The 17,590-nt window shown below is 37.1% G+C and carries 22 protein-coding genes; 6 read left to right on the top strand and 16 right to left on the bottom strand.

Annotation, left to right across the window (positions count from 1 at the left end):
• Positions 1-5 precede the first annotated feature (5 nt).
• From CKJ95_RS01060 to CKJ95_RS01090, 7 genes are all read right to left on the bottom strand, one after another.
• Positions 6-1,250 (bottom strand): aminopeptidase, encoded by a 1,245-nt coding sequence (locus CKJ95_RS01060; protein WP_099351566.1) that lies wholly within the window; start codon positions 1,248-1,250, stop codon positions 6-8.
• A 59-nt stretch (positions 1,251-1,309) separates the two neighbouring features.
• Positions 1,310-1,750 carry an SRPBCC family protein gene (locus CKJ95_RS01065; RefSeq protein ID WP_099351567.1) on the bottom strand — a complete coding sequence of 147 codons (441 nt, stop codon included), beginning with the start codon at positions 1,748-1,750 and terminating at the stop codon, positions 1,310-1,312.
• A 137-nt stretch (positions 1,751-1,887) separates the two neighbouring features.
• A complete protein-coding gene (locus CKJ95_RS01070) occupies positions 1,888-2,679 on the bottom strand; it encodes a DUF2935 domain-containing protein (RefSeq protein WP_099351568.1) in 792 nt (263 codons plus the stop codon).
• Between the two features lie 112 nt (positions 2,680-2,791).
• Positions 2,792-3,373, bottom strand: coding sequence for a YpmS family protein (locus CKJ95_RS01075; protein WP_099351569.1), 582 nt, complete (start codon positions 3,371-3,373; stop codon positions 2,792-2,794).
• Between the two features lie 24 nt (positions 3,374-3,397).
• Positions 3,398-4,183 (bottom strand): SGNH/GDSL hydrolase family protein, encoded by a 786-nt coding sequence (locus tag CKJ95_RS01080; protein ID WP_180271384.1) that lies wholly within the window; start codon positions 4,181-4,183, stop codon positions 3,398-3,400.
• 188 nt (positions 4,184-4,371) lie between these two features.
• Positions 4,372-5,223 (bottom strand): metallophosphoesterase, encoded by an 852-nt coding sequence (locus CKJ95_RS01085; RefSeq protein WP_099351571.1) that lies wholly within the window; start codon positions 5,221-5,223, stop codon positions 4,372-4,374.
• Between the two features lie 73 nt (positions 5,224-5,296).
• Complete coding sequence (locus CKJ95_RS01090) at positions 5,297-5,848, bottom strand: YkoP family protein (protein ID WP_099351572.1); 552 nt, start codon at positions 5,846-5,848, stop codon at positions 5,297-5,299.
• A 143-nt stretch (positions 5,849-5,991) separates the two neighbouring features.
• On the opposite strand from CKJ95_RS01090, the gene CKJ95_RS23265 reads away from it, so the two are divergent.
• Positions 5,992-6,141 (top strand): hypothetical protein, encoded by a 150-nt coding sequence (locus CKJ95_RS23265; protein ID WP_180271385.1) that lies wholly within the window; start codon positions 5,992-5,994, stop codon positions 6,139-6,141.
• 40 nt (positions 6,142-6,181) lie between these two features.
• Here the strand turns inward: CKJ95_RS23265 and CKJ95_RS01095 are convergent, their stop codons facing one another.
• Positions 6,182-6,784 carry an SCO family protein gene (locus CKJ95_RS01095; RefSeq protein WP_180271386.1) on the bottom strand — a complete coding sequence of 201 codons (603 nt, stop codon included), beginning with the start codon at positions 6,782-6,784 and terminating at the stop codon, positions 6,182-6,184.
• A 176-nt stretch (positions 6,785-6,960) separates the two neighbouring features.
• On the opposite strand from CKJ95_RS01095, the gene CKJ95_RS01100 reads away from it, so the two are divergent.
• Positions 6,961-7,581: a YitT family protein gene (locus tag CKJ95_RS01100; RefSeq protein ID WP_099351573.1), complete on the top strand. Its 621-nt coding sequence runs from the start codon at positions 6,961-6,963 to the stop codon at positions 7,579-7,581.
• 24 nt (positions 7,582-7,605) lie between these two features.
• On the opposite strand, the gene cysC is transcribed toward CKJ95_RS01100, so the two are convergent.
• Genes cysC through CKJ95_RS01125 form a run of 5 tightly spaced genes read right to left on the bottom strand, consistent with a single transcriptional unit; the run spans position 7,606 to position 11,397 of the window.
• Positions 7,606-8,211, bottom strand: a complete 606-nt coding sequence (gene cysC, locus CKJ95_RS01105; RefSeq protein WP_099351574.1) for an adenylyl-sulfate kinase — start codon at positions 8,209-8,211, stop codon at positions 7,606-7,608.
• A gap of 10 nt (positions 8,212-8,221) precedes the next feature.
• Complete coding sequence (gene sat / locus CKJ95_RS01110; protein WP_099351575.1) at positions 8,222-9,370, bottom strand: sulfate adenylyltransferase; 1,149 nt, start codon at positions 9,368-9,370, stop codon at positions 8,222-8,224.
• 26 nt (positions 9,371-9,396) lie between these two features.
• Positions 9,397-10,104 (bottom strand): phosphoadenylyl-sulfate reductase, encoded by a 708-nt coding sequence (locus CKJ95_RS01115; RefSeq protein WP_099351576.1) that lies wholly within the window; start codon positions 10,102-10,104, stop codon positions 9,397-9,399.
• The gene (locus CKJ95_RS01120; RefSeq protein ID WP_099351577.1) at positions 10,085-10,645 is read right to left on the bottom strand and encodes a histidine phosphatase family protein; all 561 of its coding nucleotides are present in this window, start codon (positions 10,643-10,645) and stop codon (positions 10,085-10,087) included. Before CKJ95_RS01120 ends, CKJ95_RS01115 begins: the two co-directional genes overlap by 20 nt.
• On the bottom strand, positions 10,630-11,397 hold the full coding sequence (locus CKJ95_RS01125) for a phosphosulfolactate synthase (RefSeq protein WP_099351578.1): 768 nt from the start codon (positions 11,395-11,397) through the stop codon (positions 10,630-10,632). Before CKJ95_RS01125 ends, CKJ95_RS01120 begins: the two co-directional genes overlap by 16 nt.
• A 265-nt stretch (positions 11,398-11,662) precedes the next feature.
• On the opposite strand from CKJ95_RS01125, the gene CKJ95_RS01130 reads away from it, so the two are divergent.
• The 3 genes from CKJ95_RS01130 (at position 11,663) to CKJ95_RS01140 (ending at position 13,862) form a co-directional block, all read left to right on the top strand.
• Entirely contained in the window at positions 11,663-12,961 is a 1,299-nt protein-coding gene (locus tag CKJ95_RS01130; RefSeq protein ID WP_257215693.1) for an MFS transporter, read from the top strand.
• A 23-nt stretch (positions 12,962-12,984) separates the two neighbouring features.
• Positions 12,985-13,272: a hypothetical protein gene (locus tag CKJ95_RS01135; RefSeq protein ID WP_099351580.1), complete on the top strand. Its 288-nt coding sequence runs from the start codon at positions 12,985-12,987 to the stop codon at positions 13,270-13,272.
• 110 nt (positions 13,273-13,382) lie between these two features.
• Positions 13,383-13,862: a PCYCGC motif-containing (lipo)protein gene (locus tag CKJ95_RS01140; protein ID WP_099351581.1), complete on the top strand. Its 480-nt coding sequence runs from the start codon at positions 13,383-13,385 to the stop codon at positions 13,860-13,862.
• A gap of 34 nt (positions 13,863-13,896) precedes the next feature.
• Here the strand turns inward: CKJ95_RS01140 and CKJ95_RS01145 are convergent, their stop codons facing one another.
• The 3 genes from CKJ95_RS01145 to ilvA all read right to left on the bottom strand — a co-directional run bounded on the left by CKJ95_RS01145 (position 13,897) and on the right by ilvA (position 16,658).
• Positions 13,897-14,739, bottom strand: coding sequence for a DegV family protein (locus CKJ95_RS01145; RefSeq protein ID WP_099351582.1), 843 nt, complete (start codon positions 14,737-14,739; stop codon positions 13,897-13,899).
• Between the two features lie 310 nt (positions 14,740-15,049).
• The gene (locus CKJ95_RS01150; protein WP_099351583.1) at positions 15,050-15,301 is read right to left on the bottom strand and encodes a DUF2535 family protein; all 252 of its coding nucleotides are present in this window, start codon (positions 15,299-15,301) and stop codon (positions 15,050-15,052) included.
• An 85-nt stretch (positions 15,302-15,386) separates the two neighbouring features.
• Complete coding sequence (gene ilvA / locus CKJ95_RS01155; protein WP_099351584.1) at positions 15,387-16,658, bottom strand: threonine ammonia-lyase IlvA; 1,272 nt, start codon at positions 16,656-16,658, stop codon at positions 15,387-15,389.
• A 264-nt stretch (positions 16,659-16,922) separates the two neighbouring features.
• Here ilvA and trhA point away from each other — a divergent pair, with 264 nt between their 5' ends.
• On the top strand, positions 16,923-17,576 hold the full coding sequence (trhA, locus tag CKJ95_RS01160) for a PAQR family membrane homeostasis protein TrhA (protein WP_099351585.1): 654 nt from the start codon (positions 16,923-16,925) through the stop codon (positions 17,574-17,576).
• Positions 17,577-17,590: the final 14 nt, after the last annotated feature.

Here is a 17,590-nt window from a genome sequence, read left to right on the forward strand (position 1 = left end):
CATTCTTAAATAGCCCAATCACCTTTTCGGAAAATCGGAACGACTGCACCGTCTTGTTTAATGCCGTCTATATCCATATCACTTGATCCAATCATAAAATCGACGTGAACTGTTGACACATTTAAGCCACTTTCTTTTAGTTCGTCTTCATTCATTTTCGTGCCGCCCTGAAGATTTGTAGGGTACGCCGCACCAATCGCAAGGTGATTTGAAGCATTTTCATCGAATAATGTATTAAAGAAAGTAATACCTGACTGAGAAATTGGTGATGGATCTGGTACTAATGCAACCTCACCTAGACCTGTTCCACCCTCATTATCAAATACGAGCTTCTTCATAATATCATCTCCCGTTTCTGCGGAGATATCGACGATTTTGCCATCTTTAAAGTGCACTACAATACCTTCTATTAAGGTGCCTGCATAGCTTAATGGTTTTGTGCTTCGAACTACACCGTCCATACGACGTGTATCTGGAGCCGTGTATACCTCTTCAGTCGGCATATTTGCGATAAATTCTTCTTCTTTTGGATTATAGCTTCTAGCGCTTTCCCAGATATGGTTCTTGGGCAAACCAAGTTTTAAATCCGTACCTGGTGCTCGATAGTGCAACGCATCAAATTGGATTTCATTTAACTTGGCTGCCTTTTCATTCAAAACTTTTGTATGCTCGTCCCATGCAGCAACAGGGTCTTCCTCATACACTCGGCAAGTTTTGAAAATTTGATCCCAAAGCGCATCCACCTGCTCCTCAGTTGTTGCAAGGTCCGGGAATACTTTAGCCGCCCACCCTGCTCCAGCAGCTGCTGCAACTGTCCATTTTAAATCATTGTTTTGAGTCGCAACCCGTTGTACTTTGAATGCCTTCGCAGCTTTGTTTTGATAGGCAGAGATTTTAGCAGAATCAACCCCGCTTAGAAAGCCTGGATCACTTGAGACGATTGAAAGTCTGCATACCTTATGGTTGAGAACATGATCATCTGATTCTTGAATTTCGTATTCAGGAATATCAGTTAATACCTCTTCAGGCTGATGTAGATAGTGTTCTTTTGTAATTTCATCGTCAGACCACTTTACAATAACCTTTTCAGCCCCTAATGCGTATGCCTCTTTTGTCACAAGGCGAGCAAGTGGAGCCTGATCAACCGTGATTGTCATCTTAACCCAATCACCTTTTTGCACATTAAGTCCGTTAGCTACTAAAAGCTTCGCATACTTTTTTAAGTTCTCCTCAAAATGTGGAAGAGCCATCTTATTACCCCCAATAAATTATGTATAACATTATACTAGCATAACACAAATTAAAAACCCTAATGAATCAAAGAACCCCTAAGCGTAGAAATACCATTTTCCATATATCCCTTCAAACAGGTGAGCATATACATCCACCCTTCTTTTTGACCTAATAGAATGTTTACGATTTCAGGATCGTTGGTGTTAAAACCTGATTCTGTTACCTCTAATACTGTGCTTCCATTTTGCTCTTCCGTAAGCAAAAAAGTCACTGTCGTTTCATGCTCACCTTCTCCCCATTTGTACACTATTTTTTTATCTTGTTCTACCTCTACTACTTTAATTGTTAATTCTGCATTATATTCCTGATAAATCCATGTAATTTTATTTCCTTCTTCCAATCGACCTGAACTATTAGAAAACCAATAGTTTCCGATTTTTTCTGGGTCTACTAAAGCTTCAAACACCTCACTCGTCGACTTATCAATTCGCATTTTTGATGTTATATCAGAAATCATAAAACATCTCACCTTTCATAAAAATACCTCTGTAATTAATATTATATCCATACTACTTCCACAAAAAATGCTCCTCTCCTTTATAAAAGTAAAAAAAGAGCAAATCAACATCGATTTGCTCTTACCTTGTTACAACGTTAATTATTTCTTTTTAAACTCGATTCAAATAAATCAATGATTTCTAAAAACCTTTCCGCTTCTCTAAATGTGTGATCAGCCAACAAAGGATGAATATTACTTTTTATCCGACAAGCCTCAATTAGCTCCCTCGCTGTTTTCTTAAAATCTCTAAGTGAGGCAACTGATACTCTATTTTGATCTAAAAACTGAGTTAGAATTGGTTTTGTTTCCGACTGTGGTCGCATTGAATCTAAATCAACTGCTTGAAATAACAATTGATCAAAGTCATGGCTGAACTCTCTAGCCTGGTCAACAAGCTTTCTTTCTGATGGATCCAACAAATGCCCGATAAATTTTGCATGATCAGCCATGATTCTAAGGAAGAAAACATTTTCCTGAATAATGGCTTCTGGTTTTGGCGCGAGTATTCCTTGATTAAGTTCCTTTAACCGATTAGCAAAATAGGCTGCTTCCCTACTAATATGGTCAACTAGCAAAGGGTAATTGTTTGTAATAATCTCACAACGTAAAGTTAACCCTAATACCTTTCTTTTATATGCCCATATTGACGCAGCAGCTTGGTACACTTCATTATTAAATGCTTGGACTTGCTGTAATTCCGAATTTACCGAAAACCGAGCTAGCTTTTCCTCAATTCTTTCAAACACTGTAATAAAATTCTTTGCTTCATTAATTAATTGTTGTTGTTCATACGTAAAACCCAAACTCAAAAACAAAGCGTGCTCCTTCATTATTCTAGACCAAAATCTAATCTCATCTAATGACCTCGTAACAATTGGATCGGCCATCTCCCACCCTCCCTTATTCTCACCCTTCCTCTACATAGATATGATGGTACGGATTGTACTCATTCAATGATTAATATATAAAAAAAAAGCAAACCAATCATTGGTTTGCTTACTAGTCTATTGGGACTTGCAACTTGAACCGTAACTCGTCCTTGCTGAGATCAAACGTTTCGACCGCGACCTTCATATCGCTTTTCATTTTCATTTCGGACAAATAGACATAGATATCTTGTTTTTTCGAATCAATTTGAACCCATTCTGGAAGATTATAATAGTCGTTAATATACCTAAGTACGAAGGAAACAGGTAAGCTTACTTGACCCACGGTAAAAGCCTCCTGTTGTAATAGTAAATCCCCATTTTCAATTACCTCAGGTTTAAATGTCATAACCATATCAATTTCTTTCCCGAATACAGTAATCGTTCCAAGGAGCATAACCCGCTCCGTTAACAAAACCTTGTAATTTAGAGGATTATCCTTTGCTTCTTTTTTCAAAAAGCTATTGATTACTCTCGTTAAGTCCTCTTTATTGGTTTCGACTGACAGATTTACTTTATCCGTTGAGTCGACATTTTCCTTCAGGGCCACTTCTTTATTAGGTGCGAAAAGCAATCCGAAAAAGATAAGCACACACAAGAGATTAAGTGCTAGCAGTGCGAGAAAAAGAAACTTCCATTTATTTTTTACCTTCATCAAAGACCCCCTCTACGTAGGAAATCACTCTTTTCTGATTGATTCGAAAATCCTCTCACTCATTATTTCATACCCTTTTGCGTTTGGATGAAACTCATCTTCTGATAAAAGATTATCACTCGTTTGACTGAAAACATCGTCTAGGACTACAAATTTAGTATGGTCAAATGTTGAAAGAATTCTTTCACTACCTTCGTTCCAATTGTCTACAATTGTATTAATTTCCGTGGAAAGGTCAATAAACCAACCAAACGGATTGTACAGCCCAACTAGTACGATTTCGGCTTCACTATTATGGTTTCTAATATTTTCGAGGACTTTTTGTAAGCGAACCTCATATTTAGCCTGTTCTTTCTCAAACACATGTAATGATAGATCAAAAAGGTTCTCTTTCACAATTTTCATTATATCATTTCCACCTATGGTAATGACAATGATGTCAGCATCCGCAATCCCTTCTTGAACTTCCTCATTCTGCAATCGATTTAGAAGGTCAGTTGTCTTATGACCTTTCACACCAAAATTCTGGAGAGTAACCGATTTTACATCTTTTTCACTAAGAAGCTTTTCCTCCAGCAACGAAGTATAGCCCCCCTGCTTCGATTCATCACCGACACCCTTTGTTAATGAATCGCCAATTGATGCAATACGGAGTTCTCTAGGGATAAAATCATCCGGAACTTCACTCTTTGGAGATAGACCTGTATCATGGTCGCTGGTGGCTGTAGCTGTTGTTGTTGTAGCTATTCCCCCTGAACAACCACTTAATAATAAACTAGTGATAATAATGGCTAAAATCGGTTTGTTCAACTTGCTCACCACATTTCTTTCCAGACTGTTGTCTACAAGTTTAGTATTATAGCATACGTAAAAAAACCTTTAAGGATTCATGTTTCGTTGAAATATCTTCTATTCAAAGTAATAATTCCAATCTTCATAAAAGTTTGACCAATTCATTAAATAGATGATGAAAAAAGACGTCTATATGGACGTCTTCACTACATTGCTTGTTGTTCCGATGCATTTTTTGCTCCGAGCGTTAGGGTGTGAATGGTAATTTCAGGATTGCTTCGAACGCGAATATTAACCCCTGTCTGACCTAATCCCTCGTTTATATAAAACGGTTTTCCATCATGTGTATGAAAACCTTTTATCATCTTCATTCTAACAAGTTTCCCCATTTTCACCAAGTGATATGGCTTCGGGTAACAAATTTGTCCACCGTGAAAATGGCCAGATAAGAGATAATCAAAATGATACTCCTTCATCTGCAAAACAAGATTTGGGTCGTGAGTTAACACAAGATTATACCCCGCTTTTAATGATGAATAAGACTCTACTAGACTGCTTCGTTTCGAAATAAAATCATCAATCCCAATCAAGTTCAAACGATGACCATGAATCAGAAGTGACTCATTTTCATTTTGAAACGTTCTTACCCCGTGTTCCTCTAACAACTGTTTAAGTTTTTCAAAGTTTTTCTTACGTAAAAAATAATCATGATTTCCAAACACAGCATAAATACCATGTGACGGTGCAATCTTATTTAGTATGTCAAGATACGGAACGAGTTTTGGAATACTGCGTTGACGATCCAAGAAGTCACCAGTTATGGCTATTAGGTCAATTTTTTCATTTTTCACTTGTCGGTATAATTCATCAGGAGTAATCGATAGATTTTCAAGATGTAAGTCTGATAGGTGGAGAACATTGACTTGTGTTGGGTTCACATATTGTTGTTCTGGGTTTACAGATATTTTATTAACAATCACGTTATACGTGTTTTTATTAGCTTTTCTAACAAAATAGAAAACGATTAAGATAGCGATAAGAGCGATAAAAATTTTCACAAAAAAACACCACCTTTTCTCCTTCCATTATAGATAATAGAATTCGAAAAAAGCAGTGGTAATGAATGGATACCTATCGATACATCTTAAATAAGGTATTTTTAGACATAAATAAATACATCGGTTGTCTTCGGATACTTTGCGCTGACATAGTTGAAACTGCCATACCATACATGGGAAGAAATACAATTAATTTAAACCACAGATAGACTTTGTTCGATATCGCTACTGTTTCAAAGCCTAATCGTTTGCTACCTTTGTTTAGTGCTGTAATACCAATAAGCCCTTTTATTTCATCCCTTTTTGGATGGTTTTGTAAATACTCGGCAACTCCAGGCAATGCCTGCTTCACTTGCTTGTATATCATTCTAGCCTTTGAAGTTTCTCCTTGAAGTCCAATCAACTCTCTAAGTAAAATCACATTATGTAAATGAATTTTAATTAATAAATCGTTTTTCTTTATTTCAGTTCCATCAGCAAGAACGCATGAACGTCCTTTATATTTTGTTACTTTAACCCGCAAAATCTCTTTATCCTCTACATATGTAAGTCTTGTAAGACCATAATAAATCGGATCAAGAATTGTCCAAATGGTAATCACGCACAACTTCATTTTTGCGAGCATGGATGCATCCCCTTAACAATCATTTACAATTTCATTTTCTCTATTTTCTTTAAAAATTATTTTGGAAAAGTAAGGCAAGATAAAAGTAGGCCATTTTAAAAAAACTATGCACATACATTTATATTTGAAAGGAAGTCATTTAGATGGAAAAAGATAATGAAAAACAACAGGATTCAAAACATGAATTTCCTGAACAAATCTCAAATGGCTGTATGACCTTCACCAGTCATGAGCTGTTCTGGAAAGAGTTAGAAACCATCGTTGTTGACGGCGTAGAATCAGCAGAGGATTGAGGTGGTAAGGAAAAAGGACTCCGAGGCTTGGAGTCCTTCTTCAATCAAACTCTTGTACTTTCTTGATATCTGCGATAATTTCTTCATATGGAGTATCTGAAACTCCATCATAATCCTTTAACACTGTTCCATTTTGGTCTACCAAATAGAACTTAGTCATATGCACCACCTGGTCTTCACCCTCTGGTTTTGCAACTAAGGCTGCAAAGCTGTCTTTTGCAAATACTGTGATTTCATCCAATGTATATCCAGTTAACAAATGCCAGTTAGATAAATCATCAGAATAGCCTTCTGCATATTCCTTCAGCATTTCAGGCGTATCAACTTCTGGGTCAACTGAAAAGGAAACAAATTCAACATCAAGCTCCTCTTCTTTTACCATTCCTTGAAGTTTTGCCATATGAGCAGTCATTGGTGGACAAACCGTGTCACACTGTGTAAAGATCATATCCGCTATCCATACTTTTCCTTCTAAATCTTTAAGGCTAAAATCTTCGCCATTCTGATCTACATAGGAGAAATCGGAAACCTCATAATTCAATGGATTTGCAATACCACTATTTCCACACGCAGCCAAAATAAAAATAAGGGCGATCATAACAAAAAATTTTATTCTTTTCACGTTTTCACCTACATTCGTCATTTTTCCATTCAATATCTCATTTTAAAGAATCTGTGACAAACTTACAACAAAATAGCTGTGAACAATTTTCGAACATATCAAACAGCTTGTCATCATAAAATGGACAAGGAGAGTGAGTTTTGGGAGGTTAACGGTTATGAGTTTCTATTTTACTGGTTGGAGAGGTTTTTATTCAAATGCCTAAAATTATTATTACCTATATATGTATTGTAATCGGCGCATTTTTACAGGGGCTCGGTATGTCCTTATTTTTATTTCCTCATAATATTCCTTCCGGTGGTGCTGCGGGGCTTGCGATACTTATGAATCATTGGGTCGATTTGCCTCTAGGCATATCCCTTTGGATTGTCAATTTCTCCTTTTTAATTCTTGCTTTAAAATACTTTGGATTTTCATGGACTGTAAAAACGATGATTGCAGTGACGATTACTTCGGTGACAGTGAGTTATGTATCTACTCTTGGATCATTCTTAACCCCTTTCTTCTGGCTTGACCTTTTAAGTGGGGCAGTAATTTTTGGTATTGGTGTCGGTCTTTTAATTCGAAGTGGTTCATCTAGTGGCGGAATGGTTATCCCAACATTAATGATTGCACAATACAATGATTGGTCTCCTGGTAAAGTCATGCTTTGGTTAAATTTTTTCATTTTTTTATTAACAGCAACAGTTATCGATATCCGAATCGTTTTTTATGCGATTATATGCCAAACAGTATCAACAAATATCATTGACGTAATCTATCATCTTAGAGCACCTTCGTTTATCAACACACCCTCACTGGGTTGGCGAAAAAAATAAAGTAAGAAAGCCAAATGTACTTTCTTACTTCAAAAGTATTTCCCTGTCTTTTAAATAGTTAATAATCGTTCCAACTGATTGTGAAATGGTTAATTTATCTGTCTCTATAATCAACTCTGGATGATTGGGTTCTTCGTATGGAGAGCTTATTCCGGTAAATTCGGATATCTCTCCATTCCTTGCTTTTTTATATAAGCCCTTTGGGTCACGATTTTCACAAATAGTAATTGGACATTTCACGTAAACTTCGATAAATTCCCCGTCCGGAAACAAGGCTCTCACCTGATCGCGATCCTCTCGAAACGGTGAAATAAATGCTGTAGAAACGATTTGCCCACTATCAACAAATAGCTTTGATACCTCACCTATCCTACGTATATTTTCTTTCCTGTCCTCTTTGCTAAAGCCAAGTCCGGCATTTAATCCATGACGAATATTGTCACCATCAAGGACATAACTTTGAACATTTAGTGAGAAAAGCTCCTTGTCAAGGGCATTTGCTAATGATGATTTACCTGAACCTGATAGCCCAGTAAACCAAATCACACAGCTTTTATGTTGATTTTGTTGTTGTCGCTCATTCTTCGTGATCGTTGATTGATGCCATATAATATATTGTTCTTCGCCCATATTCCCCACCTTATATCTTCGTGTATTGTTCTGCCATTCCTCGAATGAGGACCTCGACTACTTCTGGTCTACTAAATTCCTTTGGTGGTTTTTTACCCGCTTTTAGCATTTCACGTACCTTGGTGCCCGATAAAATGACATGGTCTTCTTTACTATGAGGACATGTTTTTGAGGACGCCATATTCCCACATTTTCTACAGAAGAAACTATGCTCGAAAAACAATGGCAAAATGCCTAACTCATCTTCTGTAAAATGACTAAAAATAGTTTGTGAATCATACGTTCCATAGTAATTCCCCACTCCTGCATGATCCCGACCGACTATAAAGTGAGTGCAGCCATAATTTTTTCGAACTAAAGCATGGAAAATCGCTTCTCTTGGACCTGCATAACGCATCGCAGCCGGAAATACCGATAAGAACACTCTGTTTTTTGGATAGTATTTTTCTAGGAGAACCATATAACTTTCCATTCTGATATCACTTGGAATATCGTCCGATTTCGTTTCCCCGACTAAGGGATTTAAAAATAAGCCATCTACAACTTCTAATGCAGATTTTTGAATATATTCATGTGCCCGGTGTACTGGATTACGTGTTTGAAATCCGACTACTTTCTTCCAACCAAGATGCTCAAAAACCGCTCTTGTTTCGATTGGGTCCAAGTAAAAGGTTTCAAACCTTTCCTTTTTTGGACGCTTAATCATATGAATCGGACCTGCAATATAAACACTTGGCCTTTCATACAAGCGTTTTACACCCGGATGTGCATCCTCCGTCGTTCGATACACCTTAAAAGCTTCAACTTCTTTGTTTGCCACATATTTTTCGGTTACTTCAATAACCCCATAAACCTCATCATTTTGTACTAATCGAACCTTTTCGCCGATTGAGATCTTTTTTGCCGTTGCCTTATCTACCGCCAATGTGATAGGAATTGACCATGGCAAACCATTTGCAAGTCTCATTGAGTGTAGAATCGATTCATAGTCTTCTTTACCTACAAATCCCTCAAGCGGACTGTATGCCCCAACCGCTATTAATTCCAAATCACTTAACTCCATGTTACTCAGTTCAATTTGTTTATCGATTTCTTCAACGTTTAAAGTTGGATTGAAACGATTTACCAGCGAACCGCCATGCGGCGTACTTAATGACACTTTAAAAACCTCCATTACCAATTTCGTTATTTCACATGTAAACCGCATTCTGTCTTATCAGAATTGGCCCATCTACCCGAACGCAAATCTCCATTTAATGCTTGATTTGTACAAGGTGCACACCCAATACTTGGATAATCTTTGTCATGCAATTCATTGTAGGGTAGATTGTTCAGCTTGATATAGGTCCAAACATCGTCCCAAGTCCAATGAATTAGCGGACAAATTTTTATGTTTTTAAATTTTTCATCCTTGTTTAGGTATTCCGTATTTTTGCGGGTTGGCCCCTGCTCCCTTCGCAGTCCCGAAATCCAAGCCTTGGTAGATGTTAATACTTCATGTAGAGGTTCAATTTTTCGAATTTGACAGCATAAGTTAGGATTCGTTTTCCATAGCTCATCCCCGTGCTCTTTTGCCTGCTCCTCAAGGTTTAAGGCCGGTTTTTTTAGTTCAATATTGAGAGTTGGATACTTTTCTTTAATCTTATCAATGAGTTCATAGGTTTCTTTGAAATGAAGTCCTGTATCCAGAAAGACAATTCTTGCTTCCTTGTTGACCTTAGAAATCAAGTCAATGAGGACCATACCCTCAGCACCAAAGCTACATGCATAAACAATGTCTTCTGCCGAATACGTTCGATACGCCCATTTTAAAATGTCGTAATAATCTTTGTTGCTGTTTATAACGTCCTTTACACTTTCCTCATTCCAATTTTCATATGTGATGCCGCCCAATCTTGTGTTCCTCCTCTCGGACCTTGATCGTTAGCAACTGATTGTTTTTTATCTCTAGCTGATTCATGTTATTGATGGTTCCGAATTTTAGATAAGATACACATGCTCGAATCCAGGAACCATGACCAAATACTAAAATTGACTCAAAATCCTTGTATTTTTGTAAAAATGTGTGCACCCTTTTCTCCAGGTTCGAAATCTTTTCCCCAAGCATAATTTCACCTGGATGTGTATACCACTCATTTTTATACGTTTCGATGAGTAGCTTCTTTTCTTTCCCTTCGAAATCTCCAAAATTAAGCTCATTTAATAGTGGATCAATTTCAAAACAATCATACCCATATCCCTTTGCTGTTTGTTGGGTGCGAGTCAATTCACTCGTTAAAATCAATGAGTATGTTGGTTTTAACATTTCTTTATTGATTTCAATTTCCTCTCTATTCTCATCCGTTAGCTCTAAAATGGGAATATCCTTACTCCCTTGAAGAACTCCTTTCTCGTTCCATTCAGTTGGAAGATGCCTGATTAAGGTAAGTTCCATGTCTTCTCCCCCAGGAAAAATGTCTCACTTCGTAGACCGAGTCTTTGTGATTCTAAAACGAGTACATCGTGTAATTTCACATTTCCGAGGTTGACATTTGCTCCAAACTGGTTAATAAAAAACATTTGGTGCTTAGGAGTGGGTGCTTCAAATATCACCTTATTTACATCAATATTTCGGGAAATTTGATTAATTAAATCCATGTTGACGTTACCTGAACGATTGTAAATACCTGCTGTTCCTGAGTCTCTCCCCTCAGTGATGACATATTTACAACCTGTTGCCAACAGTAAATTAATCTCATGTTCCCACTCAGATAAAGGCATTTCTTTATCTTGGTCTTTTGAACCAACCTCTGCAATTACATTAAAATGTTGTTTTAGTTTTTTGATTAATGAAATTCTCTTATTAAGTGGGATGTCAATTGTTCCATTTGAAATTTCAATCCATTCAATCCCTAGCGTTTGTAGGCTTTTTGCATATTCGTCAAGTTTGTCTTGAACATAGCATTTTTCAAACAGGGTTCCGCCACAATAAGGGATGACATTGTATTTTTTATAGAGGTTGATTTTTTCTTGTAGGTTCGGGGTCACATAAGCGGAGCCAATCCCAATTTTTGCGATATCGATATAGGTATGATAATCCTTTAAATAAGCCTCTAATTGACCTATTGGCGTACCAAAATCAGCGATTGAGGTAAGTCCATAGCTTCGTTCTCCCTGTGTTCGTAAAGGAACATCTAAAAAATCCATAGGAATAACTCCTCCTTAGTCCAGCGTAAGGATAAAAAATCCTCACTACATTTGCCTAATTCTTCATAGGCTTCTGTTCTATTTTTATTACATATACCCATCTTCTTACAGTTGATATGTTATTCAAAAATAGGTAAAGGGTGTATAGATTGGGCTTTTCTGGGCACTGTTCATTTGGAAACTACTTACAGAATAGGTTTCGTGAGATATTGAAAAAATAGTAAGGCAATAATTGATTTTAACGACAATGACAAGAGAGGAACGGATGAAGTTCATCCAGCCTTTTACATACCGTAAAAGAAGGAGATGCAAAAACTTGTCAAATCAAAAAAATTCAGCAATGACAATTGTTGCGATTAGTTCTATTCCACTAATCCTGGTACTTGGTAATTCGATGCTCATCCCTGTTTTACCACAAATGCAAAAAGAGCTAGAAATCAGCCAATTTCAGGTGAGTCTTGTAATCACAACATTTTCAGTTGCAGCGGCGATTTCAATCCCATTACTCGGCTATTTCTCGGATCGTTTTTCTAGGAAAGCGGTTATTATACCAGCATTGATTCTTTACGGTACTGGTGGATTGCTTGCTGGTGCTGCAGCCGCCTGGTTTTCTAGCCCTTATTTTTGGATTATGGCTGGTAGGCTTATGCAGGGTATCGGTGCGGCAGGAACAGCACCTATCGCAATGGCGCTTACTGGAGATCTATTTAAAGGAGGAAAACAAAGCAGAGTTTTAGGACTCGTGGAGGCATCAAATGGCTTTGGGAAGGTTATTTCACCAATTATCGGTTCCCTTCTAGCGTTACTATTTTGGTATGCTGCCTTTTTCGCTTTCCCAATTTTTTGCTTAATTTCCGTACTTCTCACGATATTCTTTGTTAAAGAGAAAAAACAAAAGAAAGAACCACCCCCACTTAAACAATATGTGCGAGGATTGTTTTCAGTGTTTAAACATGAAGGCAGATGGTTATTCACTGCATATTTAGCTGGAGCAACCTGCTTATTCACCCTTTTTGGGATTCTCTTTTACTTATCTGATGTATTAGAAAAAACGTATGATACAGATGGAGTACTTAAAGGAGCCATATTAGCAATTCCATTATTATGTATGACAACAACATCTTATATTACAGGTAGTAAAATCGGTAAAAAGATGCCTTTGATGAAAAAGCTCATCATCATTGGACTTCTTCTCATGACTGTATCGTTTGGATTATTAGTCTTTTTTGAGAGTTTGATTCCGTTTATTGCCGTTTTGGCAATCAGCAGTATCGGAACTGGGCTTGTATTACCTTGTATAAACAGCTTTATTACGGGCTCTGTTTCATCCGAAAAGCGAGGATTTGTTACTTCTCTTTATGGGTCTGTTCGCTTCTTAGGAGTGGCCATTGGTCCACCTATATACGGTTGGTTAATGAATTGGTCAAGAGCCGGTATGTTTTTAACAACTGCATCATTAACACTTGTAGTTGGGCTTTTATGTATGCTCCTGATTCATGTTAAAAAGAAAAAGCCTAATAAAGAAACAAATGATTCCCTGTTCAAAAAACTTCAGTTTACCTAATATGATAAAGGAGAGGTTGAGCTTTGCAAATTTTTGTTTCTCCAGAGGTTATTAAGGAAGAATGTCAAATACTAAACATCGTCAATCAAGAAAAAAAAGCACTTGGCTATATCTCGTTTTTCTTTGATGATAAAAAAATGTATGTCTATGGACACTGTGAGGAATTGGGTGTAAGTAAGGATTTTAAAGACACAATCACACCGTACATTCAAGGTATGGCGAAAGCAAAGCCAGATTTAGATATTTTCTCTTACATCTCGATTGGTGGAGAAAAATTAGACTTATCAGAAGAAGAATCGGAAGAAAACTAAGGATATCGATTTCGATATCCTTTTTTCTTTGACAAAACGGTGAACAGATATTGTAAGGACATGGATTATGTTAAAATGGGCTTACATAGACATTGGAAAGGTTGTTTGAAATGAAAAAATTATCTGTCCTTCTTATGCTTGTCCTCGTGTTTGGAATGGCTGGTTGCTCCCAAAATGGAGATAGTCATGAGTCCCAGGGCGAAGACCATGTAATCGGTGATATACGTGAGGAAACAGCCTCAATTGATGTGATGCCGTCCTTTTTAGATGATAAGTCAGAGGAATTAGTGACAATATATAAAGCTGCAGCAATGCACAAAGATCTACTTGAAACAATGCCTTGCTATTGTGGCTGTGCTGATTCTGTCGGCCATCGCGATAATTACGATTGCTTTGTTCATGACAATAAAGGCGATGCAGTTGTATGGGATGATCACGGTACAAAATGTAACGTTTGTTTAGAAATCGCAGCTACTGCCGTGCTTGAATATTCAAATGGGAAATCACCAAGTGAAATTCGAGCTATGATTGATGAAACATATAAAGAAGGCTATGCTAACCCAACACCGACTCCACAGCCTGAAATCTAAAAAAGACGTGTGAAATTCACACGTCTTTTTTGTACTATTCCGCGTAATACATAAACCCAATTGCACCTGGGCCAGTGTGGGTGCTGATCACTGGAGTGGTTTCAACGATATCAACATCTTCATACCCAGTCAGCTTTTTAATGGCCTCTTTTAAATTTGTTGCAAGTTCTATTGCATCAACTTGAGCAATCGCTACACCTTTTATTGTTTTATTACTAACATCTTCAGCGAACTTTTTACTCAAGTATTTAACGATTTGGGCATGGCTTCTTACCTTTGAAACTGGAGTATAGACCCCGTCCTGTAAAGAAGCGATTGGTTTGATGTTCAGTAAAGAACCAATAAATGCCTTGCCTTTTCCAATTCGCCCACCTTTTACAAGGTTTTCTAACGTATCAACGGTTACAAATAAAGTTGAGTTTTCTCTAATTTCATTGATTCGTTTCACGATTTGCTCTTTCGTTTGTCCCGCTTTTGCCATTTTAGCAGCTTCAACAACTTGAAATGCTAAAGCCCTAGAAATGTACATGGAATCAATCACGGTTACATTCGATTCACTTATATTAGCAGCATTCTCAGCAGAGGTAACTGTCCCGCTCATCCCACCTGTCATGTGGATGGAGATAATTTCGCTGCCATCACTTCCTAATTGATCATAAAGCTCGACAAAATGCCCAACTGCTGGTTGAGAGCTCTTTGGCAATTCGACAGATTGCTTCATTCTCGCTAAAAATTCTTTTTGAGTGATATCCACCTTGTCTAAAAACGTTTCTCCATCAATCGTGATTGATAAGGGAACAACTTCGATTCCTAGTTCTTTTACTAGTTCCTCTGATAAATCTGCTGTAGAATCTGTTACGATTTTTACCTTTGTCATACGTTCACTTCCTACGTCTGGTACAGCTATTATAAAAATAGTTTATCCAAATTTTAACGGGGAGTTGCTTACAATTTATACCTAACCAGAAAAAAAGAGCCGATTTTAGTCAACTTTATTCAAAAGAAAACCCACCTTGAAAGTGGGGAAGTATGCATGTTTGATATTCAATTTGTAAGTAATAATTGAATAAAGTTGAGCCTCCGGCGGATGCCACAGATTTTCAAAGGAAGCTTTTCGAGCATGCTCGAAAAAATCTGGGCGCAAATACGCCAAGGCGTATTTGATTTAAAATCAGCTCATTCTAAAACTATGCATTATGTTTTAAAATATCTAGTTTAAAAATCCGTTCATAATCAGTCCATTTTAGCACTGTCTTCAAATATTCCCGAAACGAATAGATTTGATTTGGACCTGATTTCGTCATGATTTTCGACAAAAATGCTTGTAAGCGAAAATCGAGCATAAAGCGATATGTGTTGCCTTCCTCTAACACTGGAATTTCAATTACTTTTACCTTATGTCCATAACTATTTTTGAACTCTAGGCTTTTGAATAGCAAACTATCAGTCCTTTTTCACCCGTTTCTTATATTATACATGAAAACAAACATTTCGTCTTTGTCTAAAAATGTAGAATTATTGAATTTAAATCAACAAATTAAATAATGTATTCTCTTTATTTAACTCGCGGAATGGGAACCCTTTTTTCTCCATTCGGTTCACTAGTGCTTGGTAGTCATCCTTAGCTTTTAATTCAATCCCAACTAATGCAGGTCCATTATCCTTGTTATTTTTCTTGGTGTATTCAAAACGAGTAATGTCGTCAGTTGGTCCAAGTACATCAAGCAAGAACTCACGCAATGCACCTGCTCTTTGTGGAAAGTTCACAATGAAATAGCATTGTAGTCCTTCATAGAGCATCGAACGTTCTTTTATTTCCTGCATTCTGCTGATATCATTGTTACCACCACTTAGTACACAGACAACTGTTTTTCCCTTAATCTGATCCTTGTACATATCAAGTGCTGCAATTGATAATGCCCCTGCTGGTTCAGCGACAATGGCATTTTCATTGTAAAGGTCCAAAATAGTTGTACAAACCTTGCCCTCAGGCACAGGAATAATATCGTCAACAAGCTTTTTGCTGATTTTAAATGTATTTTCACCCACCGTTTTAACGGCTGCACCATCAACAAATTTATCAATTTTGGGCAATGTTGTAACAGCCCCGTTGGCAATTGAAGTCTTCATACTTGTTGCACCTTCAGGCTCAACACCAATAATCTTTGTTTCAGGAGAAATGCTTTTCATATAGGTTGAAATTCCTGAAATAAGTCCGCCCCCACCAATCGCAGCAAATACATAATCAACTGGTTCTGCACAATCATTTAAAATTTCTACAGCTACTGTTCCTTGACCTGCCATGACATCGGCATCATTAAATGGATGGATAAATGTACGGTTTTCTCTTTCACAGCATGCTACAGCTTCTTCATAAGAATCGTCGAATGTATCACCTGTTAAAATAATCTCTACATAATCCCGACCAAAAGCCTCTACTTGAGAAACTTTTTGTCTTGGTGTCGTGGAAGGCATAAAGATTTTACCTTGAATTTTTAACGCAAAGCAGGAAAAAGCTACGCCTTGTGCATGGTTTCCAGCACTCGCACAAACAACTCCATTTTTTAACTCCAGCTCAGAAAGATTTTTAATCCGGTTATAGGCTCCTCTAATTTTAAATGAACGGACAATTTGTAAATCCTCTCGTTTTATCAATAAGTTACATTCGTAACGTTCAGATAGCAATTCATTTCTTTGTAAAGGTGTATGGATTATAACATCCTTCAATGTTTGATTCGCTTTTATGATATCCTCTACATGGATCCCATCTAGTTTTTGTTTTACTTCGTGTGCCATGAGTCCCATATCCCCTTTCGCTTCGCTTATTTCTACAACAACACTGTACAGTAATGAAGATTTAATTTGTTCATTATAACATGAATTAGCCTATCTGGAGTAAAATTTTCTAAATATTGTATTACTTTTTAAAATGAAATCGCTACCATTTGTTTTCATAAAATCTTTTCTAAAATAACGGGGAAATATATTACGAATGTCATTTGTATTCTTTTTTTATTAGCAGTATGATTGGAGAAAGAAATGTAACAAGAGGTGATAAATATGACATTTCGCCAAGAAACATTAAAAGAAGAAATTGCAAATGCCATCACACATGGTCTCGGAGTTTTATTAAGTATTCCTGCCCTCGTCATGTTAATCGTATTTGCGGTAAAGTATGGGGACGTCTGGCATGTTGTTAGCTTCTCTATTTTTGGGACATCTATGATACTGCTTTATTTATTCTCAACGCTTCTACACAGCATCACACACCCGAAAGCGAAAAAGGTGTTCGCGATATTAGATCACTCAGCGATTTATTTATTAATAGCTGGAACATACACCCCCTTCGTTCTTGTTTCGATAGGAGGCTGGTTAGGATGGACCCTCTTCGGAATCGTATGGGGACTAGCGATTGTTGGAGTCGTGTTTAAAGTCTTTTTTGTTGAAAAGTTTATGATCCTCTCAACTATTTTCTATGTTCTGATGGGGTGGTTGATCATAGTTGGCATTAAGCCTTTATATGAAAGCATCGGGTTTAACGGCTTTATGTTGCTATTAACTGGCGGAATCCTGTACACAGTTGGAGCTGTCTTTTATGTCTGGAGAAAGCTACCTTTTAACCATGCAATTTGGCATTTGTTTGTGTTAGCAGGAAGTGCCGCAATGTTTTTTAGCATACTATTTTATGTCGTAGATGTACCGTTTATCTCATAAAAAAATCCCGCAGA

The sequence above is a fragment of the Fredinandcohnia onubensis genome (genome assembly GCF_002734285.1).
In the GTDB taxonomy this organism is placed as follows: domain Bacteria; phylum Bacillota; class Bacilli; order Bacillales; family Bacillaceae_L; genus Ferdinandcohnia; species Ferdinandcohnia onubensis_A.